Origin of the sequence: Azospirillum sp. SYSU D00513 (assembly GCF_017356015.1) — a bacterium.
GTDB lineage: Bacteria > Pseudomonadota > Alphaproteobacteria > Azospirillales > Azospirillaceae > Azospirillum.
This window is the reverse complement of sequence record NZ_JAFIQV010000002.1, coordinates 202,921-228,265: the sequence shown is the minus strand read 5'-3', so window position 1 is coordinate 228,265 and position 25,345 is coordinate 202,921. Positions and strand designations below refer to the sequence as shown.

24 protein-coding genes are annotated in these 25,345 nt (G+C 70.5%); 10 read left to right on the top strand and 14 right to left on the bottom strand.

Annotated features, from left to right (window positions below; translation table 11 throughout):
• Window positions 1-42 precede the first annotated feature (42 nt).
• The 4 genes from JUB11_RS02545 to fdxA form a co-directional block, all read right to left on the bottom strand.
• Window positions 43-945 carry an RNA polymerase factor sigma-32 gene (locus tag JUB11_RS02545; protein ID WP_207455910.1) on the bottom strand — a complete coding sequence of 301 codons (903 nt, stop codon included), beginning with the start codon at window positions 943-945 and terminating at the stop codon, window positions 43-45.
• Window positions 946-1,412: 467 nt separating this feature from the next.
• Window positions 1,413-2,231 (bottom strand): hypothetical protein, encoded by an 819-nt coding sequence (locus tag JUB11_RS02540; RefSeq protein ID WP_207455909.1) that lies wholly within the window; start codon window positions 2,229-2,231, stop codon window positions 1,413-1,415.
• A 150-nt stretch (window positions 2,232-2,381) separates the two neighbouring features.
• Window positions 2,382-2,882: a CarD family transcriptional regulator gene (locus tag JUB11_RS02535; protein WP_207455908.1), complete on the bottom strand. Its 501-nt coding sequence runs from the start codon at window positions 2,880-2,882 to the stop codon at window positions 2,382-2,384.
• Window positions 2,883-3,211: 329 nt separating this feature from the next.
• Entirely contained in the window at window positions 3,212-3,550 is a 339-nt protein-coding gene (gene fdxA / locus JUB11_RS02530) for a ferredoxin FdxA (protein ID WP_207455907.1), read from the bottom strand.
• Window positions 3,551-3,902: 352 nt separating this feature from the next.
• Here fdxA and JUB11_RS02525 point away from each other — a divergent pair, with 352 nt between their 5' ends.
• From JUB11_RS02525 to phoB, 8 genes are all read left to right on the top strand, one after another.
• On the top strand, window positions 3,903-4,532 hold the full coding sequence (locus JUB11_RS02525) for a DUF938 domain-containing protein (RefSeq protein WP_207455906.1): 630 nt from the start codon (window positions 3,903-3,905) through the stop codon (window positions 4,530-4,532).
• A 123-nt stretch (window positions 4,533-4,655) separates the two neighbouring features.
• Window positions 4,656-6,194, top strand: coding sequence for an ATP-binding protein (locus tag JUB11_RS02520; protein ID WP_207455905.1), 1,539 nt, complete (start codon window positions 4,656-4,658; stop codon window positions 6,192-6,194).
• Window positions 6,195-6,410: 216 nt separating this feature from the next.
• Window positions 6,411-7,454, top strand: coding sequence for a substrate-binding domain-containing protein (locus JUB11_RS02515; protein ID WP_207455903.1), 1,044 nt, complete (start codon window positions 6,411-6,413; stop codon window positions 7,452-7,454).
• A gap of 156 nt (window positions 7,455-7,610) precedes the next feature.
• Complete coding sequence (gene pstC, locus JUB11_RS02510; RefSeq protein WP_207455901.1) at window positions 7,611-8,993, top strand: phosphate ABC transporter permease subunit PstC; 1,383 nt, start codon at window positions 7,611-7,613, stop codon at window positions 8,991-8,993.
• A gap of 25 nt (window positions 8,994-9,018) precedes the next feature.
• Window positions 9,019-10,284 carry a phosphate ABC transporter permease PstA gene (gene pstA, locus JUB11_RS02505; RefSeq protein WP_247886802.1) on the top strand — a complete coding sequence of 422 codons (1,266 nt, stop codon included), beginning with the start codon at window positions 9,019-9,021 and terminating at the stop codon, window positions 10,282-10,284.
• A 4-nt stretch (window positions 10,285-10,288) separates the two neighbouring features.
• Window positions 10,289-11,107: a phosphate ABC transporter ATP-binding protein PstB gene (pstB, locus tag JUB11_RS02500; RefSeq protein ID WP_207455897.1), complete on the top strand. Its 819-nt coding sequence runs from the start codon at window positions 10,289-10,291 to the stop codon at window positions 11,105-11,107.
• Window positions 11,108-11,204: 97 nt separating this feature from the next.
• The gene (phoU, locus tag JUB11_RS02495; protein WP_207455895.1) at window positions 11,205-11,963 is read left to right on the top strand and encodes a phosphate signaling complex protein PhoU; all 759 of its coding nucleotides are present in this window, start codon (window positions 11,205-11,207) and stop codon (window positions 11,961-11,963) included.
• Between the two features lie 56 nt (window positions 11,964-12,019).
• On the top strand, window positions 12,020-12,724 hold the full coding sequence (gene phoB, locus JUB11_RS02490) for a phosphate regulon transcriptional regulator PhoB (RefSeq protein ID WP_207455893.1): 705 nt from the start codon (window positions 12,020-12,022) through the stop codon (window positions 12,722-12,724).
• Between the two features lie 237 nt (window positions 12,725-12,961).
• Here the strand turns inward: phoB and JUB11_RS02485 are convergent, their stop codons facing one another.
• From JUB11_RS02485 to coaBC, 8 genes are all read right to left on the bottom strand, one after another.
• Window positions 12,962-13,222: a hypothetical protein gene (locus JUB11_RS02485; protein WP_207455891.1), complete on the bottom strand. Its 261-nt coding sequence runs from the start codon at window positions 13,220-13,222 to the stop codon at window positions 12,962-12,964.
• A 5-nt stretch (window positions 13,223-13,227) separates the two neighbouring features.
• The gene (locus JUB11_RS02480) at window positions 13,228-13,665 is read right to left on the bottom strand and encodes a DsrE family protein (protein WP_207455890.1); all 438 of its coding nucleotides are present in this window, start codon (window positions 13,663-13,665) and stop codon (window positions 13,228-13,230) included.
• A gap of 22 nt (window positions 13,666-13,687) precedes the next feature.
• Window positions 13,688-14,476, bottom strand: coding sequence for a molybdopterin-synthase adenylyltransferase MoeB (gene moeB, locus JUB11_RS02475; RefSeq protein WP_207455889.1), 789 nt, complete (start codon window positions 14,474-14,476; stop codon window positions 13,688-13,690).
• A 112-nt stretch (window positions 14,477-14,588) separates the two neighbouring features.
• Window positions 14,589-15,416, bottom strand: coding sequence for a hypothetical protein (locus JUB11_RS02470; protein WP_207455888.1), 828 nt, complete (start codon window positions 15,414-15,416; stop codon window positions 14,589-14,591).
• Window positions 15,417-15,663: 247 nt separating this feature from the next.
• Window positions 15,664-16,623: a cysteine synthase A gene (gene cysK / locus JUB11_RS02465; RefSeq protein ID WP_207455887.1), complete on the bottom strand. Its 960-nt coding sequence runs from the start codon at window positions 16,621-16,623 to the stop codon at window positions 15,664-15,666.
• A gap of 137 nt (window positions 16,624-16,760) precedes the next feature.
• A complete protein-coding gene (locus JUB11_RS02460; RefSeq protein ID WP_207455886.1) occupies window positions 16,761-17,216 on the bottom strand; it encodes an Rrf2 family transcriptional regulator in 456 nt (151 codons plus the stop codon).
• Between the two features lie 17 nt (window positions 17,217-17,233).
• A complete protein-coding gene (dut, locus tag JUB11_RS02455) occupies window positions 17,234-17,680 on the bottom strand; it encodes a dUTP diphosphatase (protein WP_207455885.1) in 447 nt (148 codons plus the stop codon).
• Window positions 17,677-18,921, bottom strand: a complete 1,245-nt coding sequence (gene coaBC, locus JUB11_RS02450; RefSeq protein WP_247886801.1) for a bifunctional phosphopantothenoylcysteine decarboxylase/phosphopantothenate--cysteine ligase CoaBC — start codon at window positions 18,919-18,921, stop codon at window positions 17,677-17,679. The genes dut and coaBC overlap by 4 nt, the downstream gene beginning before the upstream one ends.
• 438 nt (window positions 18,922-19,359) lie before the next feature.
• Here coaBC and JUB11_RS02445 point away from each other — a divergent pair, with 438 nt between their 5' ends.
• Both JUB11_RS02445 and JUB11_RS02440 read left to right on the top strand, forming a co-directional pair.
• Window positions 19,360-20,781 carry a sigma-54 dependent transcriptional regulator gene (locus JUB11_RS02445; RefSeq protein ID WP_207455883.1) on the top strand — a complete coding sequence of 474 codons (1,422 nt, stop codon included), beginning with the start codon at window positions 19,360-19,362 and terminating at the stop codon, window positions 20,779-20,781.
• Between the two features lie 345 nt (window positions 20,782-21,126).
• Window positions 21,127-21,336, top strand: a complete 210-nt coding sequence (locus tag JUB11_RS02440) for a cold-shock protein (protein ID WP_207455882.1) — start codon at window positions 21,127-21,129, stop codon at window positions 21,334-21,336.
• Between the two features lie 132 nt (window positions 21,337-21,468).
• Here the strand turns inward: JUB11_RS02440 and JUB11_RS02435 are convergent, their stop codons facing one another.
• On the bottom strand, window positions 21,469-24,324 hold the full coding sequence (locus tag JUB11_RS02435; RefSeq protein ID WP_207455880.1) for a PAS-domain containing protein: 2,856 nt from the start codon (window positions 24,322-24,324) through the stop codon (window positions 21,469-21,471).
• A complete protein-coding gene (locus JUB11_RS02430) occupies window positions 24,324-25,325 on the bottom strand; it encodes a metal ABC transporter permease (RefSeq protein ID WP_207455878.1) in 1,002 nt (333 codons plus the stop codon). Before JUB11_RS02430 ends, JUB11_RS02435 begins: the two co-directional genes overlap by 1 nt.
• Between the last annotated feature and the right edge of the window lie 20 nt (window positions 25,326-25,345).

The following is a 25,345-nucleotide window of genomic DNA, read 5'->3' as shown; positions in this document are numbered from 1 at the left end:
GCGCCCTCGACGGTGCTCTGAAGGAAGGGGATGGGCTGGCGGTCAGGCGTCGGCGAGCAGATCCTCGTGGCCGTCGACGCGCTTCAGCATCGACTGGCGCAGCTTCAGCAGGGCGCGGTGTTCGAGCTGGCGCACGCGTTCCTTGCTGACGCCGAGTTCGCGGCCCAGCTCCTCCAGCGTGGCGCCCTCCTCGCGCAGGCGGCGCTCCCGGATGATGGTGCGCTCGCGCGGCGACAGCTCGCCCAGCGCCTCGGCCAGCCATTGCGAGCGCGTGGAGGAGTCGCGCATCCCGATGACGACCTCCTCGGGCGAGGGGCGCTGGTCGGCGAGGAAGTCCTGCCAGTCGTCGTCCGACCCGTCCGCCACCGGCGCGTTCAGCGACTGGTCCGACGCGGACAGCCGCATCTCCATCGCCTCGACCTCGCTGACGTCCACCTGAAGCTCGGTGGCGATCCACTCCCGGTTCTCCTTGGTGAGGCTGCCGGTCCGGGGAAGGTTGCCGCCGTTGGCGCTCTCGATCTTGGCGCGCAGCCGGCGCAGGTTGAAGAACAGGGACTTCTGCGCAGCGGTTGTTCCGGTCCGCACGATCGACCAGTTGCGCAGGATGTAGTCCTGCATCGCCGAGCGGATCCACCAGGCGGCGTAGGTGGAGAAGCGCACCTCGCGCGCGGGCTCGAACCGGCTCGCGGCCTGCATCAGCCCGACATTGCCCTCCTGCACGAGGTCGCCCATGGGAAGGCCGTAGTTGCGGAAGCGCGCCGCGGTGGCGACGACCAGCCGGGTGTAGGCGCGCACCAGCTCATGCAGCGCCTGCTCGTCGCCGACCTCCCGCCATTTGCGGGCGAGATCGAATTCGTGGTCGCGAGTCAGCAGCGGCTCGCGCATGGAGGCCTTGATGAAGCTCAGGTTCGCGCGCTGCGTCTCAGGGTCATCGATATATGCCATCCGTCCCTTCCTTCCCGTCTGGGCGGCCGTCATTCTGGCGCTGTGATTCTGGTGCCGTGATTCTTGGCGGTCTTCCCGAGTTCGTTCCCGGTCCTCTTCTCGTTCCCGGCTCCGTTTCGCCCACGGAAAACTGCGGGTCCGGATGCCTCTTTTCAGGAACCGTGTGCTCAGGACAACAGCCGTCGCCCGCCCCTGTTGCATGCAATACGCACAAGGGGCGCCGGTCGGATCACCGCTCCCGGGGTGATTCGCATGCGGTGATCGGGCGAAATGGGATTAGGGACGCCGAAGAGGTAAGGCGGGCGCGAGAGGGCGGAGGCACGCGCCATCGGCTGGTTTTCCGCCCCCTGGATCGCCGGGGCGGGGCTTCGGCGGCCGGGGCCGGACCGCAAGACGGCGGCCCATGGTCCGCCCATGGACCATACGCGCGCACGAAAACGTGATGGGTGCCGTCCTGGATCTGAAACCTAGATCTGGAACAGGTCGAGCATCTCGCCGGACGCGTCCATGCAGCCGCAGACGAGATGGCCGCCGAAACCGCAGCCGCCGTCCAGCGTGGCGGTGGCCTCGTCCACCCGCACCCCCTGCCGGGCCGGGTCGAAGCCGCGGGCGACGCGCCGGAAGCCGCCGAAGGGGCCGGCGAGGCGGGCGAAGCCGCTCCCGCCCCACCAGAAGCTGTCGCCCTGATTGGCGAAGGGCCGGGCGGGGTCGATGCCGGCGCTGACCAGCAGCAGCCCGCCGCCCGTGCCGTCTTCGGGATTGCCGGTGTAGGCGGCGCGGCGCAGGGAATTGAACAGTGTCTCGTGGCCGGGATGCGCCCTCATGCCCTGGCGCAGGCCCTGCGTCCAGCGGCTGAGCGCCACGGCGCCGCCGCGCGCGGCGGCCATGCCCTGTTCGGCCGAACCGCCATAGGCGGCCAGCGTGACGCCCGCCCCCTGGCGGAGCATCCAGTCGAGGACCTGGCGCGGGTCGGGCGCGAAATGGAGCTGGAGCAGCTTCTGCCACATCTCCTCCTGCGCGCCGCGCAGATAGACGATGTCGCCGGCGAGCAGGCCGGGCATGCAGAGGAGCGCCCGGCGGAAGGCGAGCAGCGCCTCCACCGTCTCGGCGACGCGCTCCCCCCATCCGATCATGTTTCCGAGATAGACCAGCCGGTCGCCCGGCCGGAAGCTCGCGCCGATCACCTCGTGCATGGCGTGCAGCCGGTCGGGGTCGGCATGGACCGCACCGATGGCCCAGACGCGCCGGGGGCGGCCGAGATCGGCGAATTTCTGCGATTCAGCCATGGACGCGCGCGCGCTCACTCCGGCCCGATGTTTTCCGGGCCGGAGTGTAGGCGCCGCACGCGGCGGAAGAAAGGCGAAATCGTTTCAAAAGCCGGGGCATTCCCGCCCCCGGATAGCCGGGGCGCACGCGCCCCGGTGGGAAGGCGCGCCTCAGGCGGCCTTCTTCAGCACCTGCTCCAGACGCTCGGTGGCCTTCAGCTCGTCGATCTTCTCGACGGCGGCCAGCTCGCGGGCGAGGCGCTCGAGGGCGGCCTGGTAGATCTGCCGCTCGCTGTAGGACTGGTCCGACTGGTCGGCGCCGCGGTAGAGGTCGCGCACCACCTCGGCGATGGAAACGGGGTCGCCGGAGTTGATCTTGGCCTCATACTCCTGGGCGCGGCGGCTCCACATCGTGCGGCGCACGCGCGAACGGCCCTGGAGCGTCTCCAGCGCGGCCTTGATCCGGTCCTTGGTGCTCAGCCGGCGCAGGCCGGAATTGCGGGCCTTGGTGACCGGCACCTTCAGGGTCATGCGCTCTTTTTCGAAGGTGATCGCGTAAAGCTGAACTTCCATGCCAGCGATGCTGTGGGTCTCGATACCCTCGACACGGCCGACGCCGTGGGCGGGGTAGACGACGAAGTCACCGGTTTCGAAGTCAAGCTTGTTCGACATCTTTTGCTCTCACTTCTCGCGATCACGCCATGTTTGCCGCCCCGCTGACGCGGGACGAAAAGGCCCGACGACAGCCATGCGCCGCTGAGGGAAGTCAAAGCGGCGGGCACGGTTGTCATTGAGCCTTAATGCGACGGGAAGACCGGCAATGGCGCTTGGGGGCCGGCTTCGGGCGCGCAGTATAGCGATGTTACGGGTGAGTTACAAAGGTTACACGCGGGCGGCGGCCCGGAAACGGCCACCGCCCGCCGATGGCGGACCCGATGATTTTGCATGACGGCCTGTGCCGCGCGCCCGTTGCGGACGCTTCCGCTGCTCTGCCTACAGCGTCACTTCCCGGTGCCCGGCGCCGGCGAGAAGTACTTCTCGAACTTCCCGGCCTCGCCCTTGTGGGCGTCGGCCTCGGGCAGCGCGTCCTTCTTGCGGGTCAGGTTGGGCCACTTGGTGGCGTACTCGCGGTTCATCTCCATCCACTTCTCCGACTTGGCGTCGGTGTCCGGGATGATGGCCTCGGCGGGGCATTCCGGCTCGCACACACCGCAGTCGATGCATTCGTCGGGATGGATGACCAGCATGTTCTCGCCCTCGTAGAAGCAATCCACGGGGCACACCTCGACGCAGTCGGTGTACTTGCACTTGATGCAGTCATCGGTGACGACGTAAGGCATATTCGTTCTCCGGTGTTCACGCCTGTTCCGGCGCTGTTCACGTCGCCGGTTCCGAGTCGCGTCGGATCTGCTCCGGCAAGGTTCCCACGCACCAGACCCCCGCACGTCAATCAGATCGACGATTCCGCCTCCGTAGCACGCCCCGTCCGGCCCGTTCAACCCTGTCTGATGCAAAAGCCGCTCCGCCCGCGCCCTGTCCTGAAAATGCCTGGACGCACACCATAGTAATAAGGTGAGCAACAGGAGGCCCGGTGGGCGCCGCCAGGGTCGGGGGCGCCGCCGCCGCGCCGGCCTGCCCCCTTGGCGCCGCCCCTGTTGCAGGGATACCCCGAGGCCGGATAGCCTCCACGCCATGAGCTATTTCGAACCGACCGGCCCGGCCGACCCCCGCCGCCACGCCCCCGCCGCGGAGCGCAACGGCGCCCCCATCCTGGAGGTGCTGCGCCGCGCCCTCCCCGCTTCGGGCACGGTGCTGGAGGTGGCGAGCGGCACGGGCCAGCACGCCGTCCTTTTCGCGGGCGCGCTGCCGCGTCTGGACTGGCAGCCGAGCGACGCCGACCCGGAGCTGCGCGCCAGCATCGAGGCCTGGCGCGCCGGGGCGGCGCTGCCCAACCTGCGCGCGCCCCTGGCGCTGGACGCCGCCGCGGACGGCTGGCCGCTGGACCGGGCCGACGCGCTGGTCTGCATCAACATGATCCACATCGCCCCCTGGGACGCGGCACTCGGCCTGTTCCGGGGCGCCGCGCGCCTGCTGCCGGCCGGAGCGCCCCTGCTGCTCTACGGCCCCTTCAAGCGCGGGGGGCGGCACACGGCGGACAGCAACGCCGCCTTCGACGCCAGCCTGCGCGCGCGCGACCCGGCCTGGGGCGTGCGCGGCCTGGAGGAGGTCGAGCGCGCGGCCCGGGGCTTCACCCTGGCGGAGGCCGTCGAGATGCCGGCCAACAACCTCACCCTCCTGTTCCGCCGGGACGCCCGGGCCTGAGGGGTGCGGGCATGGATGCGCAGGCGCACAGGATGAATCTTTTGTGAAGTCTGCCCGGCCGGGTGGCGCTTGATGTAGAATCGACGGCCCGCACGCGCCCTCGCACCGGAGACCGCCCCCGCCATGCCGCCCAAGGTGACGCCGCCGCCCCGGCTTATGCTGGCCCTCTTCCTGCTGGTGGCGCCGCTCGGCCTGGCGCTGGCGCTCCTGGCGGCGGAGGGCAGCCTCACGCCGGCCGGCGCCGTCGGCGGGCTGGTGCTGGCGCTCGGGGGGGCCGGGCTGATTCTGCGGATCTATCTCCACGACCTGCGCATGGTGGGGGGCTATGTCAGCCGCCTGACCGAGGAGGAGGAGTTCGTTCCCCCGCCCGACGGCGGGTCCGACGCGGCGCGGGCGGTCAATGGCGCCGTGGCCCGGCTGCACCGGGCCTTCGCCCGCCGGTCGGAGCGCGCGGTGGCGCGGTCGGAAGCCAACGATTCCATCGTCGAGGCGCTGCACGACGCCCTGCTGCTGGTCGATGCCGGGCGGCAGGTGGTGCGCGCCAACCAGACGGCGCGGACCCTGTTCGGCGACCGGCTGCTCCAGCGCGACCTCGCCGCCTCGCTGCGCACCCCGGTCGTGCTGGAGGCGGTGGACGCCGTGCTGGGCGGGGCCGCCTCCCGCACGGTCGAGTTCAGCCTGCCGCTGCCGGTGGAGCGCACCTTCGAGGCGCGCGTGACGCCCTTCCGTCCCCCCCTGCCGGTGAGCGCCGGTTTCGACCCCGGGGACGGCGGACCGGCGCCCGCCGCGATGGCCATCCTCACCCTGAACGACATCACGGCGCTGCGCCGGTCCGAGCAGATGCGCGCGGACTTCATCGCCAACGCCAGCCACGAGCTGCGCACCCCGCTCTCCTCGCTGCTCGGCTTCATCGAGACGCTGCGCGGCCCGGCCCGCGATGATACCGAAGCGCAGGAACGCTTCCTCGGCATCATGCAGGACCAGGCCAGCCGGATGAGCCGGCTGGTCAACGACCTCTTGTCCCTGTCGCGCATCGAGCAGGACGAGCACATGCCCCCGTCCGACCGGGTGGACGTGCTGGACAGCCTGCAGGGCGTGCTCGACGCCTTGGAGCTGAAGGCGGCGGAGCGCCGCATCCGCCTGACGCTGGAGGTGCCGCCCGGTCCGCCGCCGATGGTCACCGGCGACGAGGACCAGCTGACGCAGGTCTTCCAGAACCTCGTCAGCAACGCCATCAAATACACGCGCGAGGACACGGAGGTGACCGTCTCCGTGACACTCGCCGACCCCGCGGCCCGGGCGCCCGTCCCCAATTCCGCTCCCGGGACCGCCTCGGGAGCGCGCGAGGCCGCCCGCCTGTCCGGCCGCGCCACCGGCCGCCCCATGGTCGCGGTGTCCGTGCGCGACCGCGGCGACGGCATCGCCCGCACCCACCTGCCCCGCCTGACCGAACGCTTCTACCGGGTGGACGCCGCGCGCTCGCGCGCCATGGGGGGGACCGGCCTCGGCCTCGCCATCGTCAAGCACATCGTGAACCGCCACCGCGGCCGGCTGACCATCGAGAGCGAGGTCGGGACGGGCAGCACCTTCACGGTCCAGCTTCCGGTCGCGGCGGAGGAGACGCAGCCGGCCGGGGCACGGCGGCAGGCCGGTGCGCTGTGAGCCCCGGAGATCCGCATGGTTCGGACGGCGACCGGCGGACACCGTGACCGGACGTGGACATCGTCATGAAACTGTCATAAAACTGCAATCATCGCGTCGCGGTCCCCGACTAAGTTCCGGCCCAACGCGGACGGGCTAAACCGACCGCGCAGCGGCGCGGGTTACAGCTTGTTCCCCGCCCCGGAAAAGGCATTCGGTTCAATCGGAGGAACAACCGTGTTCAGCAAGACGCTCGTCCTTGGCGCCGCCGCCGCCGTGGCCCTCTCCGCCGGTCTCGCCGGCACCGCCAACGCCCAGTCGCGTGACCAGATCCGCGTCGTCGGTTCCTCGACGGTGTTCCCCTTCACGACCGCGGTCGCCGAAGCCTTCGGCCGCGGCGGCAAGTTCAAGACCCCGGTGGTCGAGTCCACGGGCACGGGCGGCGGCATGAAGCTGTTCTGCGCCGGCGTCGGCCCGGCCCACCCGGACCTGACCAACGCCTCGCGCCGGATCAAGAAGTCCGAGGTCGAGCAGTGCGCCGCCAACGGCGTCACGCAGATCACCGAGCTGAAGGTCGGCTTCGACGGCGTCGTGATCGCCAACGCCAAGGGCGGCCCGGCCGCCGACTTCAAGCTGGAGCACCTCTGGAAGGCGCTCGCCAAGGAAGTCCCGGTCAACGGCAAGATGGTTGCCAACCCCTACAAGAAGTGGTCCGACGTCGACCCGAGCCTGCCGAACGAGGAGATCGAGCTGATCGGCCCGCCCCCGACGTCCGGCACGCGTGACTCGCTGAACGAGCTGGTCATGGAAGCCGGCTGCCACAAGGTCGCCGAGGTGAAGCAGATCATCACCGACGCCAAGGCCCTGTCGACCGCCTGCATGTCGGTCCGCGAGGACGGCGCCTACGTCGAGGCCGGCGAGAACGACAACCTGATCGTCCAGAAGCTGACCGCCAACCCGGCCGCCTTCGGCGCCTTCGGCTACAGCTTCTACGACCAGAACCGCGACAAGCTGAAGACCGCCAAGGTCAACGGCGTCGAGGTCTCCCCGGAGACGGTCCAGGCCGGCAAGTACCCGATCTCGCGCATGCTCTACGTCTACGCCAAGAACGCCCATGTCGGCACCATCCCCGGCATGCGCGAGTTCCTGGCGGAATACACCTCCGAGCGCGCCATGGGCGACGAGGGCTATCTGGCCGACAAGGGCCTGATCCCCGAGCCGAAGGCGGAGCGCGACAACGTGCGCAGCTCGGTCACCAACCTGACCCCGCTGAAGATGTAAGTCCCGCGGCCACGGCCGGCGCCACCCCGTTTTCGGGGCGGCGCCGGCCTTGTGCCGTTCAGGCTTCTGGTGTTCTTAAGGGCGGGCCGCCCCCGGTCGATCCAACCGGACGACCGAGGGGCGCGCCGTCCTCGGCTTTTTTTCCGGCGGGTGCGCATGCAGCTCACGGTTCTCATCATAGTCCTCGCCCTCCTCACCATCGCCGGCTTCCAGCTGGGCCGGTCGCGCGCCGCCGCGACGGTGGGCGGGCGACTCGTCGAACTCCACTCGGTCCCCTCCTACCACGGGCTCTACGTGGCGCTCTGGGCCGGCGTTCCGGCGGTCCTCCTGCTCGCCTTCTGGACCGCGTCGGAGAGCTGGGTGGTCATGCAGCTCGTCCTGGCCGGCCTGCCCGACCAGTTCACGGCGGTCGACCCGCAGGCGTTGAGCCTGCTGCAGGCCGACATCCTGAACCTGGCGCACGGCATCAACGCCAGCCGGGAGCCGGCACCCGAGGTGCTCGCCGCGGCGGAACGCTACAACCGTCTGCACGCGCTCGGCGACTGGGCGCTGCTGGTGGTGGGCTCCTGCCTGGCGCTCGCCGGCCTGACCTGGGCGCGCGGCCGTCTCAGCCCCGACATGCGCGCCCGCAACCGGGTGGAGCGCGCGATCAACGTCGCGCTGATCATCTGCTCGCTGGTCGCGATCCTGACCACGGTCGGCATCGTGCTGTCGCTGCTGTTCGAGGCGATCCGCTTCTTCACGGTGATCTCGCCGGTCGAGTTCCTGTTCGGCCTGCACTGGAGCCCGCAGATGGCGATGCGCGCCGACCAGGTCGGCTCGTCGGGCGCCTTCGGAGCCATCCCGCTCTTCACGGGCACGCTGCTGATCACGGTCGTCGCCATGGCGGTCGCGGTGCCGGTCGGGCTGATGTCGGCCATCTACATGTCCGAATACGCCAACCCGCATCTGCGCACCTGGCTGAAGCCGATTCTGGAGATCCTGGCCGGCATCCCGACGGTGGTCTACGGCTTCTTCGCCGCCCTGACCATGGCGCCCTTCGTGCGCGACGTCGGCCAGTCGCTCGGTTTCGCGGTCAGCTCGGAATCGGCGCTCGCCGCCGGCTTCGTGATGGGGGTGATGATCATCCCCTTCGTCAGCTCGCTCTCCGACGACGTCATCAACGCGGTGCCGCAGGCACTGCGCGACGGCTCCTACGGGCTGGGCGCCACCAAGTCCGAGACGATCCGCCACGTGGTGCTGCCGGCGGCCCTGCCGGGCATCGTCGCCGCGATCATGCTGGCGGTCAGCCGCGCCATCGGCGAGACGATGATCGTCGTCATGGCCGCCGGCCTCGCCGCCAACCTGACGGCCAATCCCCTGGACGCGGTCACCACGGTGACGGCTCAGATCGCCTCGCTTCTCGTCGGCGACCAGGAGTTCGACAGCCCCAAGACGCTGTCGGCCTTCGGCCTCGGCCTCGTGCTCTTCCTCGTGACGCTGACGCTCAACGTGGTCGCCCTGCGGGTGGTCCAGAAATACCGAGAGAAGTATGACTGACATCATCGCGAGAGACAGACGGACCATGTCGGCGGGCAACTCCCGGTCGCTCTACCAGAGCGACGAATTCGCCACGCGGCTTCAGCGCCGCTACGCCGCCGAGCGGCGCTTCCGGATGATCGGCATCGCCGCCATCGGCATGGCCACCCTGATGCTGGTGGTGCTGCTCGGCTCCATCATCTCCAAGGGCTACACGGCCTTCCTGCAGACGGAGATGCGGGTCGAGGTGACCTTCGACCCGACGGACGTCCAGGAGCGGAACTACGCGGCGATCCTGCGCCGCGGGCTCTACGCCCAGTTCCCCGACGCCACCGACCGCGCCAGCCGCCGCGCGCTGAACGATCTGCTCAGCAGCGGCGCCCCTTTCGCGCTGGAGGACATGGTCCGCCAGGACCCGTCGCTCGTCGGCACGACCCGCACCGTGTGGGTGCTGGCCGACGACACGGTCGACCAGTTCATGAAGGGCGCCATCTCCCGCGACACGCCGGAGAGCCAGCGCCCGCTGACCGACGCCAAGATCGCGGCCATCGACGCGCTGTCCGCGTCGGGCGCGCTGTCCACCGGCTTCAACACGACGCTGTTCACGTCCGGCGACAGCCGCGAGCCGGAGCAGGCGGGCATCTGGGGCGCCATCGCCGGCTCCGCCATGACGCTGATCGTGACGATGCTGCTGTCGGTCCCCATCGGCGTCGCCGCCGCGATCTACCTGGAGGAGTTCGCGCCGAAGAACCGCTGGACGATGCTGATCGAGGTGAACATCAACAACCTCGCCGCGGTGCCGTCGATCATCTACGGCCTGCTCGGGCTGGCGGTGCTGCTGGGCTTCTTCGGCATGCCGCGCTCGGCCCCCCTGGTCGGGGGCGTCGTGCTGGCCCTGATGACGCTGCCGGTGATCATCATCACCTCGCGCGTCGCGCTGAAGTCGGTGCCGCCGTCGATCCGCGAGGCGGCACTCGGCATCGGCGCCTCGCCGCTCCAATCGGTGACGCACCATGTGCTGCCGCTGGCGATGCCCGGCATCCTGACCGGCACCATCATCGGCATGGCCCGCGCGCTCGGCGAGACGGCGCCGCTGCTGATGATCGGCATGGTCGCCTTCATCGTCGACGTGCCCCAGGGCTTCACCGACAGCGCCACCGTCCTGCCCGTCCAGATCTTCATGTGGGCGGACAGCCCGGAGCGCGCCTTCAGCGAGCGCACCTCCGGGGCCATCATGGTGCTGCTCGGCTTCCTCATCCTGATGAACGGCTTGGCCGTGTTCCTGCGCAAGAAATTCGAGAGGCGGTGGTAGTCCCATGACCGTGCAGACCCAGTTCCAGACCGGCGCCCAAGCCGCCGCGCTCCGCCAGTCGGGCGCCAGCGTGAAGATGGTCGCCAAGGACGTGAAGGTGTTCTACGGCGCCAAGCAGGCGCTGAAGGGCATCGACCTGGAGATCCAGGAGAACCGCGTGATGGCCCTGATCGGGCCGTCGGGCTGCGGCAAGTCGACCTTCCTGCGCTGCCTGAACCGCATGAACGACACGATCGAGAACTGCCGCGTCGAAGGGCTGATCGCGCTCGACGGCGAGGACGTCTACGGCCGGCAGATCGACGCGGTCCAGCTGCGCGCCCGCGTCGGCATGGTGTTCCAGAAGCCGAACCCCTTCCCGAAGTCGATCTACGACAACATCTCCTACGGCCCGCGCATCCACGGCATCGCGTCGCACCGCGACGAGATGGACGAGATCGTCCAGAAGTCGCTGGAGCGCGCCGGCCTTTGGAACGAGGTGAAGGACCGCCTGCGCGAGCCGGGCACCGGCCTGTCGGGCGGCCAGCAGCAGCGTCTGTGCATCGCGCGCGCCGTCGCCGTCAGCCCCGAGGTGATCCTGATGGACGAGCCCTGCTCGGCGCTCGACCCCATCGCGACCGCCCACATCGAGGAGCTGATCGACGAGCTGCGCGAGAACTACACGATCGTCATCGTCACCCACAACATGCAGCAGGCGGCGCGCGTCTCCCAGAAGACCGCCTTCTTCCACCTGGGCGAGATGGTGGAGTGCGACGACACCGAGGAGATCTTCACCAACCCGCGCGACGAGCGCACCCAGGGCTACATCACCGGCCGCTACGGCTGATCGACGGTCCCGGCCGGCCCCCGCGGCCGGCCGGGCAATGAACGGACCGGCCGCGAGGCAAGGGCCGGACCCGTCCGGCCCCGAGGGGGAGTGGAGCATGAGTCCCGAACACATCGTCCGTTCCTTCGCCCAGGAACTGGAACGCCTGGCCAACCTGCTGACCCAGATGGGCGGCGTGGCCGAGGCGCAGGTCGCGGGCGCCGTTCGCGCCGTGACGCGCCGGGACGTGGAGCTGGCGGCCCAGGTCATGGCGGCCGACCAGCGGCTCGACGAGTATGAGCGCGCCATCGAGGCGGAAACGATCCGCCTGCTGGCGCTCCGCCAGCCGATGGCGCAGGACCTGCGGGAGATCGTCTCGGCGCTGAAGGTCGCCGCCGACCTGGAGCGCATCGGCGACTACGCCGCCAACATCGCCAAGCGCTCGCTGGCGTTGGCCCAGGTGCCGGTGGTGCCTCCCGCTTCGGGGATCGCCAGCATGGGGCGGCTGGTCGGGACGATCCTGAAGGACGTGCTCGACGCCTACATCGAGCGCGACGTCGAGAAGGCGGTGGCCGCCTGGAAGCGCGACGAGGAGTTGGACGACCTGCACACGGGCCTGTTCCGCGAGCTGCTCGCCCACATGACCGCCGACCCGCTCACCATCACGCCCTGCACGCACCTGCTGTTCATGGCCAAGAACCTGGAGCGCATCGGCGACCACGCGACCAACATCGCCGAGACCATCCATTTCGTCGTGGTGGGATCGCCGCTGGCGATGGAGCGCCCCAAGGGCGACGGCAGCAGCTTCGCCGTCATGACGCCCGGCTCCGGGCCGGAGGCGCGGACCTTGCCCCGCCGGCCGGGCAACGCCGCCTGAGACATGGCACCGACCGTCCCGCGGACCGAAACAAGAACCTGGATCAAGAGGGAACGATGAACCCGGCGCAGAAGCCGCTCGTCCTGATCGTCGAGGACGAAACCGACCTTGTCACCCTGCTGAAGTACAACCTGGAAAAGGAAAGCTTCCGCACGGCCGTCGCCAACGACGGCGAGGAGGCCCTTCTGCTGGCCAACGAGCAGCCGCCGAACATCGTCCTGCTGGACTGGATGCTGCCGCTGATGTCGGGGCTGGAGGTCTGCCGGCAGATGCGCCGCAACCCCAAGACCCGCGACACGCCGATCATCATGCTGACGGCGCGCGGCGAGGAGGGCGACCGGGTGCGCGGGCTCAACTCCGGCGCCGACGACTACATCACCAAGCCCTTCTCGCCGACCGAGCTGGTCGCCCGCATGCGCGCGGTGCTGCGCCGCGCCACGCCCGGCATCACGGAAGAGACGCTGAGCTTCCACGACGTCACCATGGATCTCGCCGCCCACCGGGTCCGCCGCAACGGCCGCGACGTCCATCTCGGCCCGACCGAGTTCCGCCTGCTGCGCCACTTCATGCAGCACGCCGGCCGCGTCTTCTCGCGCGAGCAGCTGCTGGACATCGTCTGGGGCCACGACGTCTATGTCGAGCCACGCACCGTGGACGTCCACATCCGCCGCCTGCGCAAGGCGCTCAACGAGGAGACTGAGGTGGACCTGATCCGCACCGTCCGCTCGGCGGGCTATTCGCTGGACGCCAACTCGATGTGAGGTTCCGGCCAGCCCTGGTTTAGGACTCGCACACATCTCGCAATACAGCATTGATTGCGAAAGCAACAACTTGACCGTCATCCCCGCGAAAGCGGGGATCCAGGCTTCACCAGAACAACACGCAATGGAAAGCTCTGGATCCCCGCTTTCGCGGGGATGACGGAAAACTTGCTTTCTCCGTAGGCAGTTCCTGCGGTGCGCGCTTACAGCAGTGCAAATATTTGCGGCCCCGCTCCCCTACCCCCGCAGCCGCTCCGCCGCCTCGCGCAGGATCGCGACCTTCCGCGCGAAGCGCCCGTCCGGGGCGCTCTCCTCGATCATCGCGCACAGGATGCCGAGCGCGCGGGCGACCTCGCCGGGCAGGCCGGGGGCCGGGTGCGCCCGCACGCGGCGGGCGAGGTCGGCGAGTGCCTCGGCGTAGGGCCGGCCCTCGAAACCGTCCGTGGCGATGGCCTCGAAGCGGTTGGCATGGTCGATGATCAGCGCCGGTTCCGCCATGCCGCTCACACGAAAAGGACGGCACCGGTCTTCGGCGCCTCGTTCAGGAAGGTGACGACCCCGCCGGTGCGCACGGGCACGTCCGCGCGCAGCGGCGTGCCCGTGGGAAGGCCCAGCGCGCGGACGCCCATCTCGCAGGCCATGACGGTCGCGTTCAGCATGACGCAGGCCTCCAGCAGCTCCTCGAAGCCGCCGACGCCGTTGTCGCGGAACCAGGCGTCGCGCTCGGCGGGGCTGCGGCCGTCGTCGGCGGGATCGAGCCCGTGCCAGCCCGGAGCACCCCCGGCGTTCTCCGCGAGCAGCGCGTTGAGCGCGCGGCCGGTGAAGAACAGCGTCACCTTGCGGTTGGTCGCGGCGGCCGCACTCGCCATGACGAGCGCGTAATGCACGCGGTCGAAGCCCCCCGCGAAGAGGACGATCGACAGGCTTTCGGGTCCTTGCATGGTCTGTTCCCCGGGTCAGGCCCTAATGGCCGGACAGGTCGCGTATGGTCGGATGCGCGCCGCAGAGCGGGCAGTCGGGGTCGCGCCGGACCGTGACGCGCTGGAAGGCAGTGTTGAGCGTGTCGAGCATCAGCAGGCTGCCCGACAGGCTCTCGCCGATGCCCAGCAGCTCCTTCAGCACCTCCGTCGCCTGGAGCGAGCCGACGAAGCCCCCCAGCGCTCCCAGAACTCCGCCCTCCGAGCAGGAGGGCACGAGGCCCTTGGGCGGCGGCTCGGGGAAGAGGCAGCGGTAGCAGGGGTGGGGTGCACCCTGATGCGCCTTGTAGGTGGAGAGCTGCCCGTCGAAGCGCAGGATCGCCGCCGAGACCAGCGGCTTTCCGGCGAAGTAGCAGGCGTCGTTCAGCAGGAAGCGCGTGGCGAAATTGTCCGAGCCGTCGGCCACGAGGTCGTAGCGCCCGATCAGGTCGAGCGCGTTGTCCCGGCCGATGCGCGTGCGGTGGGTCTCGACCCTGACATCCGGGTTCAGCGCCCGCAGCCGCGCCGCGGCGCTCTCCACCTTGGGCGCGCCGATCCAGGCCTCGTCGTGGATGACCTGGCGCTGGAGGTTGGAGAGATCGACCGTGTCGTCGTCCACGACGCCGATCGTCCCCACCCCTGCGGCGGCGAGGTAGAGGAGCAGCGGCGCGCCGAGTCCGCCCGCCCCGACCACGAGCACGCGCGAGCGGAGCAGGGTTTCCTGCCCGGTGCCGCCCACCTCCGGCAGGATGATGTGGCGGGAGTAGCGGTGAAGCTGGGTTTCGGTGAAGTCCATGGGCGGGAGCATAGCCCAACGGCACCCCTCCCCCGCAAGAGGCGGCGCCGGAAATTCCGGGTTGCAGGATGAGCGCGGGTCCGCCCGCCCGGACCGCCGGGCTTCGAGCCTGTCAGGCGGTGAGGTTCGTCTTGTTGGCCGGCTTCCTCGCATCCTCCGAGGCCCAGCGGGCGAGCCGCTCCTCCCGCTCGCGCATGATGCGGTCGAACTCCCGCTCTTGCGTCGGCGCCTCCAGGGACGCCGTCTTGGCCACGAACTGGAGATTGTAGGGCACCTCGCCCTCGACCTTCTTCGGCGGGACGACCATCAGCTCGTACTGGCCGGGCTCCAGCTTGAAGCTGGGCTTCTTCAGGATGTCCTGAATCTGTTCCTCCGGCTTCATGGTGTCGCCCGACGCCTTCACCTTGCCGTCCTTGTCCATGATCACCCAGCGGGTGAAGGGGATCGACAGGTTGGCCGTGAACTCGCCGCCCTGGGCGACGTTCAGCGTGTGCTTCTGCACGCCCGAGTCATTCCCGACCGCCTCGCGCGCCGTACCCCGGAGCATGCCGCCGCCGGCCGTCATCAGCACATTCTCGCGGACCGAGACGTCGAGCTTGTATTCGCTGGCGCTGACCTTGGTGCCGTCTTCCTTCTCGACCACGGCGTTGAGGTTGCTGGCGTATTGCCGTGAGACGACCGCCCGGTAGGTTCCGGGGCCGAGCTTGGCGCTGGCGTCGCCCACGTCCATGCCGGACTTGGCCGTGGCGACGACCTGGTTGCGCTGGTCGACGATCTGGACGGTCGTGTGCGGATTGTTGATCCGGAAATTGAACTCGCCGGCCTTGCTGACGACGAACTGCTGGGTGTCGGTCGGCAATCCCTTGGCCCCGACCTTGTTGGTCTGGCCACTGAATTGATAGAAGTTCCGCATCGACAGGTTGGGAACCGAGACGCCCATGGCCCATCTCCCCTTCGTCGCCCGTCCGCTCCCCGTCCCCGGCCGCGCGGGGGGAAAGCCGGATTCGGCCGCCATTCACACAAAACTCGATCCATCGCTCGAAGGAACGCGCCGCCGCATCGCGGCGCTCCCTTAGGACGAGCTACATCGACAAGCTACATCGACTCCGCGGCCGCCGCAACGGCCCCGCCGGTTCCGGAAGCGCCCCCGCCCCGGCCGGGCGCCGGGACGGGGGGCGAGCGTGGCCTTACTCCAGGCCTTCGAAGAGGGCCGTGGAGAGATAGCGCTCGGCGAAGGACGGCAGGATGACGACGATCAGCTTGCCCTCATTCTCCGGCCGGGCGCCGATCTCCAGCGCTGCGGCGAGTGCCGCACCCGAGGAGATGCCGACCGGCAGCCCTTCCAGGCTGGCGACCCGGCGCGCCGTCTCGAAGGCACGCTGGTTGGAGATGCGGACGACCTCGTCGATCAGCTCCTTGTTCAGGATGTCCGGGACGAAGCCGGCGCCGATGCCCTGGATCTTGTGCGGGCCGGGCATGCCGCCGGACAAAACGGGGCTGTCCTCCGGCTCGACCGCGACGGTGCGGAAGCCGGGCTTGCGCGCCTTCAGAACCTCGCTGACGCCGGTCAGCGTGCCGCCGGTGCCGACACCCGAGACGAGGATGTCGACCTTGCCGTCGGTGTCCTTCCAGATCTCCTCCGCCGTGGTCTTGCGGTGGACCTCCGGGTTGGCGGCGTTCTTGAACTGCTGGAGCATGTAGGCGTCGGGGCCGGCGGCCACGATCTCCTCGGCACGGCGGATGGCGCCCTTCATGCCCTCGGCGGCCGGGGTCAGCACCAGCTCGGCGCCCAGCAGCTTCAGCATCTTGCGGCGCTCGATCGACATGCTCTCGGGCATGGTCAGCACGAGCTTGTAGCCCTTGGCGGCGGCCACGAAGGCCAGCGCGATGCCGGTGTTGCCCGAGGTCGGCTCGACCAGGGTGGTGCGGCCCGGCGTGATGGTGCCGGCGCGCTCGGCCGCCTCGATCATGGCGTTGCCGATGCGGTCCTTGACGCTGGCGAGCGGGTTGAAGAACTCCAGCTTGCCGACGATCTGGGCCTTGGCCCCGGCCTCGTCGGCGAGGCGCCGGACGCGCACCAGCGGGGTGGCGCCGATGGTGTCGAGGATGCTGTCGTAGATCTTGCCGCGGAATTCCGGGTTGGCCATGATTTTACCTCACCTTTTGTGTGTTTCCGCCCGATTTCACAGTCCGGGCCGATTCTATCCGCATTCCACACCGAAGCAAACCGCAAAGAGGGGCTGGAACCGGAGCCCCCGGCCCGGCGATGCCCGGCCGGACCGAGTCAGATCGTGAAGTCGATGCGGTCCTCGGTCTCGCTCTCCACCCCCGCGGTGCGGGCACGCAGGCAGAGATCCTCGATGGTGACCTCGTCGAGCTTCTTCATGCACTCGTCCTGAAGCTCGCTCCACAGGGGGCGCACGACCATGTGGCCGAGGATGGAGCCGGCCGGCTCCTCGATCGGGTCGGTCGCGGTTTCCATGGCGCGCACCACCCGCACGATTTCGCCCAGCGTGATGCGCCGCCGCTCGCGGGCCAGCCGGTAGCCGCCGCGCGGGCCGCGCACGCCGGCCAGCACGCCGTCGCGCACGAGCTGCTGGAGCACCTGCTCCAGATAGCGCTTCGGAATGCCCTGGCGGCGCGTGATCTCGCCGGACTGCACCGGCTCGGTGCCGGCGTTGTAGGCGATGTCCAGAACCGCCTCGATCGCGAACATCAGCTTCTTGGAGATGCGGAGCATCACGGGTTCCTCTGGCTTTACTGTCCGGTGGAGCCGAAACCGCCGGCCCCCCGGTCGCTGTCGGGCAGCACGCCCGTTTCCTCCCAGGCGGCCCGCTCGTAGCGGGCCAGCACGAGCTGGGCGATGCGCTGGCCGCGCTCCACGGTGAAGGGCTGGTCGCCGTGGTTGATCAGGATGACACCGACCTCGCCGCGATAGTCGGCGTCCACGGTGCCGGGGCTGTTCAGCACCGTCACCCCGTGCTTCAGCGCAAGGCCGGAGCGCGGGCGCACCTGCGCCTCCCAGCCGGCGGGCAGCGCGAAGGCGATGCCCGTGGGGATCAGCGCCCGCCCTCCCGGCTCCAGCACCACCGGCGCGGCCACGGCGGCCAGCAGGTCGAGCCCGGCCGACTGGCCGGTCGCGTAGGCCGGCAGCTCCAGCCCCTCCGCGTGGGGCAGGCGCAGGATGGGGATGGTGACCGTCATGCTGTCTCCTCGGCGGGGATGTTTCCCGTGAAACGTGCGGCGATGGCCCCGGCCAGCCGGGCCGCGACCGCGTCCTTGCCCAGCCTCGGCCAAGGCTCCACCCCGTCGGCGGTGATCAGGTGGACCGTGTTCTCGTCGCCGCCGAAGGTGCCGGTGCCCGGCGACACGTCGTTGGCGACGATCCAGTCGCAGCCCTTGCGGGCGCGCTTGGCCGTCGCGTACTCGACCACGTCGCCGGTTTCCGCAGCGAAGCCGACGACGAGCGCCGGGCGCCGTTCCCCCGCCCTGGACAGGGTCGCCAGGATGTCCGGGTTCTCGGTCAGCGTCAGGGCCGGCGGGCCGGCGGCGCCCTTCTTCAGCTTGCGGTCCGAGGAGCCGGCCACGCGCCAGTCGGCGACGGCGGCGGCGCAGACCGCGATGTCCGCGGGCAGCGCCGCCTCGCAGGCGGCCAGCATCTCGCGCGCCGTCTCCACCGCGCGCACGCTGCAGCCCGGCGGGTCGGGGATCCGCACCGGGCCGGTGACCAGCGTCACCTCCGCCCCCAGTTCGGCCAGCGCCGCCGCGATGGCGTGCCCCTGCTTGCCCGACGAGCGGTTGGCGATGTAGCGCACGGGGTCGATCGGCTCGTGCGTCGGGCCGCTGGTGACCAGCGCGCGCCGCCCGGCCAGAGGACGGCCGGCGGGCGGTTCCGGCGCGTTTGCCCGCGCGAAGAAGGCGGCCACCGCCTCCAGGATCTCCATGGGTTCGGCCATGCGCCCGGCCCCGTACTCGCCGCAAGCCATGGCGCCGTCGTTGGGGCCGACACGCAGGACCCCGCGCGACTCCAGCAGCGCCATGTTCGCCCTGGTCGCCGGATGCTCCCACATGCGGACGTTCATCGCCGGGGCGACCAGCACCGGCTTGTCGGTCGCCAGCAGCACCGTGGCCGCGAGGTCGTCGGCCATGCCCGCGGCCATGCGCGCCAGCAGGTCGGCCGTGGCCGGCGCCACCACCAGCAGGTCGGCGTCGCGCGAGAGCTGGATGTGGCCCATCTCCGATTCGTCGGTCAGCGACCAGAGGTCGCGGTAGACCGTGTCCTCCGTCAGAGCCTGGACGGACAGCGGCGTCACGAACTCCGCCCCCGCTTTCGTCAGGACCGCGCGCACCGAGGCGCCGCGCTCCTTCAGCCGGCGGATCAGCTCCAGGCTCTTGTAGGCCGCGATGCCGCCGGCGATGACGAGCAGGATGCGCTTGCCCGCCAGCGCTGCGTGAGGGGAAGCGCCCGCAAGGGAGGCGCCGGTCGGAACGGGCTGGTCGGCCAAGATTGCGTCGCCTGAAGGGGGTGTGACGGGTGCCGGCGGATCGCGCGCGGAAGCGCACACGGCTTTTGTAGAATCTAAATATTCCATCAGGCGGGGCAGGACAAGCGCGCTTTCACCACACATACGGTGTTTTTTGTGTGGAATTCCCCGGCAATCCCCAGCTGTAAAATCGTCGCTTTCCCGCACCGCGCGTGATATATCATTGCGAGGGATCGTTCCGGCTCTTTCGCGGGCCGCGTGCCGCCGTTAGCATCGGATTTCAGGCCCCCCTCCTCCGCACCAGCCCTTCCGCGCACGCCCGGCTCCCTTCCCCGCCACGTCCTTCATCGCCACCTCCGCCGCCCTCCCCGATCCGCCTGACGAGTGCCGATCCCGCCCATGCCGTTCGCCGCGACCCCCGTCCTCCTGGTCGAGGACACGCCCTCCCTGGCCCGCGTCTATGCGGAGTTCCTGAAGAAGGCGTCGCACGCCGTCGAGCTGGTGGACACCGGGACCGCGGCGCTGAAGGCGCTGGAGGACGGCGCGCCCCGCGTGGTGCTGCTCGACCTCGAACTGCCGGACATGAACGGGATGGAGGTGCTGAGGCGGATCGAGGCGCAGGCCCTGCCCTGCGCGGTCATCGTCATCACCGCGCACGGCTCGGTCAGCGCGGCGGTGGAGGCGATGCGCTGCGGCGCCTACGACTTCCTCGCCAAGCCCTTCTCCGCCGACCGGCTGACGGTGACCGTGCGCAACGCGCAGGAGCGGCTGCGCCTCAAGCAGATCGTCGAGACCTACCGGCAGGATCTGGGACGCGTCCGCTATCACGGCTTCATCGGCTCGTCGCTCGCGATGCAGGCGGTCTACCGGATCATCGACAGCGCCGCCTCCTCGCGCGCGACCGTCTTCATCACCGGCGAGTCCGGCACCGGCAAGGAAGTCTGCGCCGAGGCCATTCACCGGCAGAGCCCGCGCGCCGCCAAGCCCTTCGTCGCCATCAACTGCGGGGCGATCCCGAAGGACCTGATGGAGAGCGAGATCTTCGGCCATGTGAAGGGCGCCTTCACCGGGGCGGTGGCCGACCGGCCGGGTGCCGCGGCGCGCGCCGACGGAGGCACGCTGTTCCTGGACGAGATCTGCGAGATGGCGCCGGACCTCCAGACGAAGCTGCTGCGCTTCATCCAGACCGGCACCTTCACGCCGGTGGGCGGCACCGCGCTGGAGAAGGTGGATCTGCGCATCGTCTGCGCGACCAACCGCGATCCCCTGCGCGAGGTGGAGGAGGGCCGCTTCCGCGAGGACCTCTATTACCGGCTGCACGTCATCCCGGTCCATCTGCCGGCCCTGCGCGAGCGCGAGGAGGACGTGATCGAGATCGCGCGCCAGCTGCTGGCCGATTACGGGGCGGAGGAGGGAAAGGGCTTCCGGCGCTTCGCCCCGGAGACGGAGCAGGCCCTGCGCGACTATCACTGGCCGGGCAACGTGCGCCAGCTCCAGAACGTGCTGCGCAACATCGCCGTCCTGCACGACGGCGAGACGGTGACGCCGGCCATGCTGCCGCCGCCGCTCGCCCGGACGAACGGCGACGGCGCGCTGTCCGCCTCCGCCGGCCCGGCCGCCGTTCCCGCCGCGCAAGCTGCGGCGCAGGGCTCCCCGGTTCCGCGCGCCGTGAAGCCGCTGTGGGAGGTCGAGAAGGACGCCATCGAGGAGGCGATCCTCGCCTGCGAGGGCAACATCCCCCGCGCCGCCCAACTGCTGGGCATCAGCGCCTCGACCATCTACCGCAAGCGGCTCGCCTGGCAAGCGGAAGGAAAGCTTTGATGCACTGCAAACAAAGCGCCTCCCCTTCGGGAAGAGACAGCTGGAAACGGATGAGCTGACGCGGGCCGACGGCCTTCGATCGGCGTATCTGCTTGCGATTGTGTTACATCTCCAGGGCATATGCCCTGAATCAGCCTTGTCTGTGGCCGATTACTGTGAAAGCCTTCCAGCGTCGTCTTGGCGGGCGCCGTGCCGGCCCGGGCGATGGCTGCCCGGCCCGCGCCGGGACCAGCCCGCCGCGACACGCCTCCACAGGAAAAGCGGCGGGATGAAGAGGCCGGAAAAGGCCCGACGACGTGCGACCGAACGCACGCGATCCAAGACACGCCAACAGGGAGCAGACGCATGGCCACCGGTACCGTCAAATGGTTCAACACCACCAAGGGCTACGGATTCATCGCGCCGGAGGCCGGCGCCAAGGACGTCTTCGTCCACATCACCGCGGTGCAGCGCTCGGGTCTGCATGGTCTGACGGAAGGCCAGCGCGTGGAGTTCGAGGTGAACAAGGGCACGAACGGCAAGGACGCCGCCGTCAACATCAGCGTCATGGGCTGAGCGCCCGCGCGGGCCGCCCGCCCCGCACGCCCGCCTCCCCCGACCGACCGTCCGGGGAGGCAGGGCGTTGCCGTGCCGGCGGGCCGGCCGGCGGCCGCTCCTACGGATAGCGGGCCCTACAGATAACCGGCCCTACAGATAGCCTCGGCCGCGGTAGTCGGACACGGCCTCCTCGACAAGGCGGGGGATGGCGCGCCGCAGGCGGTCGGCCTCGGCCTCGGCACCCCTCCGGCAGGCCTGTTCCAGCGCGCTCGCCGCCTCGGACAGAGGGAGGGCGCCGAAGGTCGCCGCCGTGCTCTTCAGGCTATGCGCCTCGCGGGCCAGTTCCGCCGGGGTGATGTCGCGCGCGGCGATGCGCACGGCCCGCGTCAGGGTTTCCTCCATGAACTGCCGGACGATGTCGGCGAGCAGGCCGGGGTCGAGGTCCTGCCCCAGCCGCTCGAGCACGCTCCCGTCCACCGCCGCATGCCCGGCGGGGCCGGGGCTGCCGTCCGTTATCGGAGATGATGGCGGGGCCGCCATTGGCCCGGCGGGCGCCAGCCAGCGCGCGATGGTCGCCAGCAGGCGCGCGCGGTCCAGCGGCTTCGCGATGTGGTCGTTCATCCCGGCGGCGAGGCAGCGCTCGCGGTCGGCCTCCATGACGTCGGCGGTCATGGCGATGACGGGCACCGTCCCCATCGGCGCCGGCAGGGCGCGCAGCGCCCGCGTCGCGGTCAGCCCGTCCATCTCCGGCATGGCGAGGTCCATCAGGACGAGGTCGAAGGGGTGAGGATGGGGGTGGGCCTGGACCATCCGAAGAGCCTCCAGCCCGTTCTCCGCGATCTCCACCCGGTGGCCGGCGGCGCGCAGGAGTCCGGCCGCGACCATCTGGTTGGTCCGGCTGTCCTCGACCAGCAGGATGCGGCCCTCCCCCGCGACCGAACCCAGCGGCTCCAAGACCGGCGTCTGCGGAACCGATCCTTCCAGATCTGGACCGCGCACCACCGCCCCGGTCCAGGGATCGGCGGGCGGCGCCGTGAGCGCCGCGAGCAGGCGGTTCCGGCGCGCCGGCTTCGGCAGGGCGCCATCGACGCCCGGAGGTGGCGTCACGACCGCCTCGCCGGGGGCGGCCAGCCAGATGATCCGCCCGGCTCCGGCCGCACGCAGCCGGCGGGCCAGCGCGGACGCGGCGGCGCGGCTGCCGCCGCCGATGACCGCCGCGTCGAAGGACGGCACGCCCCCCCCAAGGCCGCCCTGATCGGGCGGCGGATGCCCCGGCAGGCCGGGGTCCAACCCATCCAGCGCGGTCACCGCGGCACCCCAGGAGCGGAGCTGGCGCGCCGTCAGCTCGCGCCCGACGGCGTTCGGCTCCAGCAGCAGCAGGCGCCGCCCGGCCAGCGGACCCGGCTGCGCGGCATGGGCTGGGGCATGGTCCGGGGCGGGCGCGGCCCGTTCCCAGGCCAGCGGCAGCACGAACCAGAAGCGGCTGCCCCGGCCGGGTTCGCTCTCGCAGCCGATGCCGCCGCCCATCAGCTCGACCAGCCGCTTGGAGATGGCGAGCCCCAGCCCGGCGCCGCCGTGCCGCCGCGACAGGTGGGGATGGACCTGCGCGAACTCGGTGAAGAGGCGCTCCCGCGCCGAATCCGGAATGCCGACCCCGGTGTCCGCGACCTCGAAGCGCAGGCGCGGCGCGTCCCCCTCCCCGTCCAGCGCGACCGTGACGGCGACCCCGCCCTCCTCGGTGAACTTGACCGCGTTGCCGACGAGGTTCAGCAGCACCTGCCGCAGCCGTCCGTCATCGCCGCGCACATGCTCCGGCACGCCGGCACCCACGCAGACCGCCAGCTCCACGCGCTTCGCGGCGGCGCGCGCGGCCTGGAGCGCCACGACCCCCTCCACCACCTCCACGAGGTTGAAGCGGCGTTTCTCCACCGACAGCTTGCCGGCTTCCATCTGCGACAGGTCGAGGATGTCGTTCAGGATGGACAGCAGCGCCTCGGCCGATTCCCGGGCGGTGCGGGCGTAGCTCCGCTGGTTCTCGCGCAAGGCCCCGCTGCGCTCCTCGTCCATCAGCAGCTCGAGCATGCCGAGCACGCCGTTCATCGGCGTGCGGATCTCGTGGCTGATCATGCGCAGGAACTCGGACTTGGCCTGGTTGGCCTGCTCGGCCTGCTCCTTGGCGAGGCGGAGCTGCGCCTCGTCGCGGCGCTGCGCGGTGATGTCGCGGAAGGACACCATGCTCATCCGCCGCCCGCGGTACTGGACGTAGCGCGACTCGCCCTGGACCGTGATGCGCGTGCCGTCGGCCCGGAAGGCGCCCAGCTCGAAGGGCGTCTCCGCCTGCGCGACGAAGCGTTCGCGCAGGATGCCGTGGTCCTCCGGAGCCACCAGCGCCAGCAGGCTGCGCCCGATCATCTCCTCCGGCGCCAGCCCGAGCATCGCCGCCGCGGCACCATTCACGTCGGCGATGCGGCCCTGGTCATGCACGAGGATGCCGTCCATCGACGCTTCCGACAGCTTGCGGAAGCGCTCCTCGCTCTCGCGCAGCTCCGTCTCCGCCCGGCGGGCCGCCGTGATGTCCGTGTAGGTCATCAGCATCGAGCCGTCACGCATGCGCGTGCAGACGATGTCCAGGACTCGCCCGTCCGGCCCCACGCGCTCGGCGCGGGCGACGGTCTCCGGCCCGATGTCGGCCATGCGCTGCGCCGCCAGCTCGGCCGGAACGCCGGGGCCGAAATCCCCGCGCTCGGCAAGGTGGCGCAGGAAGGCCTCCCGCGGCAGGCCCGGCCGGAGAAGGCCCGGGGGCAGCTCCAGGATCTCGGCCAGCCGCGCGTTGCAGACGAGGAGCCGCTGGTCGGCGCTCCACACCAGCAGCCCCTGCGTCATGGCGCCGAGCGTCGCCTGAAGGAGGTCCGCCGCGCCCGCCGCGCCCGACGCCCCCGGCGGCCGCGAAGGCTTCGCCCGCGCCGGACGCCGGAACAGGCCCGCGAGGCGGTGCAGCGGCCCCATCACGCCTCCCCGCCCAGGACGGCGGGGCCGGGGGAGGAAGCGGGGGTGGCGGACGCGCGGACGCGCCGCAGCCCGCGCCGGCGCCCCACCAGCCCGTGGCGCGGCCCGAACAGGACGGCGAGCGCCAGGATCAGCCCGGAGGCGACCGCGATCATTCCGGCCGCGTTCAGGGAATGCTCCGCCCCCAGCCACAGCGGCAGGAAGGCCGCCCCGCCGTAGCCCAGCACCGCCGCCAGCACGCCCAGCAGCACGCTCAAGGCCAATTGCGCCGCGAAGCGGTCGGTCAGCATCCGCGCCGCCGCCGCCGGGCAGATCAGCATGGCGATGACGAGGATGGAGCCCACCGCCTCGAAGGCGGCGATGGCGGTGGCCGCCACCAGCAGCACCACCCCGTAATGGAAGGCGCCCGCCGGAATGCCGAGCGTGCTGGCCAGCGCCGGGTCGAAGGTGGTGATCTTCAGCTCCTTGTAGAAGAGCAGCACGAGCCCCGCGCAGAGCGCCAGGACGAAGCCCAGCGTCATCACCTCGCGCGGCAGGCCGGCCAGCGCCGCCGGGTCGAGCAGCGAGCCCCAGCCGGTCGGCTCCAGCCACAGGATGGTCTCAAGCTGGCCATAGAGCACGCAGTCGGCGTCGAGATCGACGCCGCTCGCCGCCGCGCGCTCGATCAGCACGACGCCGGCCGCGAACATCACCGTGAAGACCACCCCCATGGCCGCACCCGATTCCAGCCGGCCGAGCCGGCGCACCGCCTCGATCAGCACGCCGGCGAGTGCGGCGGCCAGCAGGGCGCCCGCCATCATCGGCAGCGTCTCGCGCGTGCCGGCCACCAGGAAGCCGCCGACGATGCCCGGCAGCACCGCGTGGCTGATCGCGTCGCCCATCAGCCCCTGACGCCGCAGCACCAGGAAATTGCCGACCAGCGCGCAGGCGGCGCAGGCCAGCACCGCCGCCAGCAGGGCCGGGAAATCGATGCGCAGGAAATCCAGAAGCGTCAGTTCCATGGCCGTCTCCGAAGGGTTCC

Coding starts and splice junctions, on each gene's coding strand:
- JUB11_RS02545 (WP_207455910.1), bottom strand. CDS start 945: ATGGCATATATCGATGACCCTGAGACGCAGCGCGCGAACCTGAGCTTC.
- JUB11_RS02540 (WP_207455909.1), bottom strand. CDS start 2,231: ATGGCTGAATCGCAGAAATTCGCCGATCTCGGCCGCCCCCGGCGCGTC.
- JUB11_RS02535 (WP_207455908.1), bottom strand. CDS start 2,882: ATGTCGAACAAGCTTGACTTCGAAACCGGTGACTTCGTCGTCTACCCC.
- fdxA (WP_207455907.1), bottom strand. CDS start 3,550: ATGCCTTACGTCGTCACCGATGACTGCATCAAGTGCAAGTACACCGAC.
- JUB11_RS02525 (WP_207455906.1), top strand. CDS start 3,903: ATGAGCTATTTCGAACCGACCGGCCCGGCCGACCCCCGCCGCCACGCC.
- JUB11_RS02520 (WP_207455905.1), top strand. CDS start 4,656: ATGCCGCCCAAGGTGACGCCGCCGCCCCGGCTTATGCTGGCCCTCTTC.
- pstC (WP_207455901.1), top strand. CDS start 7,611: ATGCAGCTCACGGTTCTCATCATAGTCCTCGCCCTCCTCACCATCGCC.
- pstA (WP_247886802.1), top strand. CDS start 9,019: ATGTCGGCGGGCAACTCCCGGTCGCTCTACCAGAGCGACGAATTCGCC.
- pstB (WP_207455897.1), top strand. CDS start 10,289: ATGACCGTGCAGACCCAGTTCCAGACCGGCGCCCAAGCCGCCGCGCTC.
- phoU (WP_207455895.1), top strand. CDS start 11,205: ATGAGTCCCGAACACATCGTCCGTTCCTTCGCCCAGGAACTGGAACGC.
- phoB (WP_207455893.1), top strand. CDS start 12,020: ATGAACCCGGCGCAGAAGCCGCTCGTCCTGATCGTCGAGGACGAAACC.
- JUB11_RS02485 (WP_207455891.1), bottom strand. CDS start 13,222: ATGGCGGAACCGGCGCTGATCATCGACCATGCCAACCGCTTCGAGGCC.
- JUB11_RS02480 (WP_207455890.1), bottom strand. CDS start 13,665: ATGCAAGGACCCGAAAGCCTGTCGATCGTCCTCTTCGCGGGGGGCTTC.
- moeB (WP_207455889.1), bottom strand. CDS start 14,476: ATGGACTTCACCGAAACCCAGCTTCACCGCTACTCCCGCCACATCATC.
- JUB11_RS02470 (WP_207455888.1), bottom strand. CDS start 15,416: ATGGGCGTCTCGGTTCCCAACCTGTCGATGCGGAACTTCTATCAATTC.
- cysK (WP_207455887.1), bottom strand. CDS start 16,623: ATGGCCAACCCGGAATTCCGCGGCAAGATCTACGACAGCATCCTCGAC.
- JUB11_RS02460 (WP_207455886.1), bottom strand. CDS start 17,216: ATGCTCCGCATCTCCAAGAAGCTGATGTTCGCGATCGAGGCGGTTCTG.
- dut (WP_207455885.1), bottom strand. CDS start 17,680: ATGACGGTCACCATCCCCATCCTGCGCCTGCCCCACGCGGAGGGGCTG.
- JUB11_RS02445 (WP_207455883.1), top strand. CDS start 19,360: ATGCCGTTCGCCGCGACCCCCGTCCTCCTGGTCGAGGACACGCCCTCC.
- JUB11_RS02440 (WP_207455882.1), top strand. CDS start 21,127: ATGGCCACCGGTACCGTCAAATGGTTCAACACCACCAAGGGCTACGGA.
- JUB11_RS02435 (WP_207455880.1), bottom strand. CDS start 24,324: ATGGGGCCGCTGCACCGCCTCGCGGGCCTGTTCCGGCGTCCGGCGCGG.
- JUB11_RS02430 (WP_207455878.1), bottom strand. CDS start 25,325: ATGGAACTGACGCTTCTGGATTTCCTGCGCATCGATTTCCCGGCCCTG.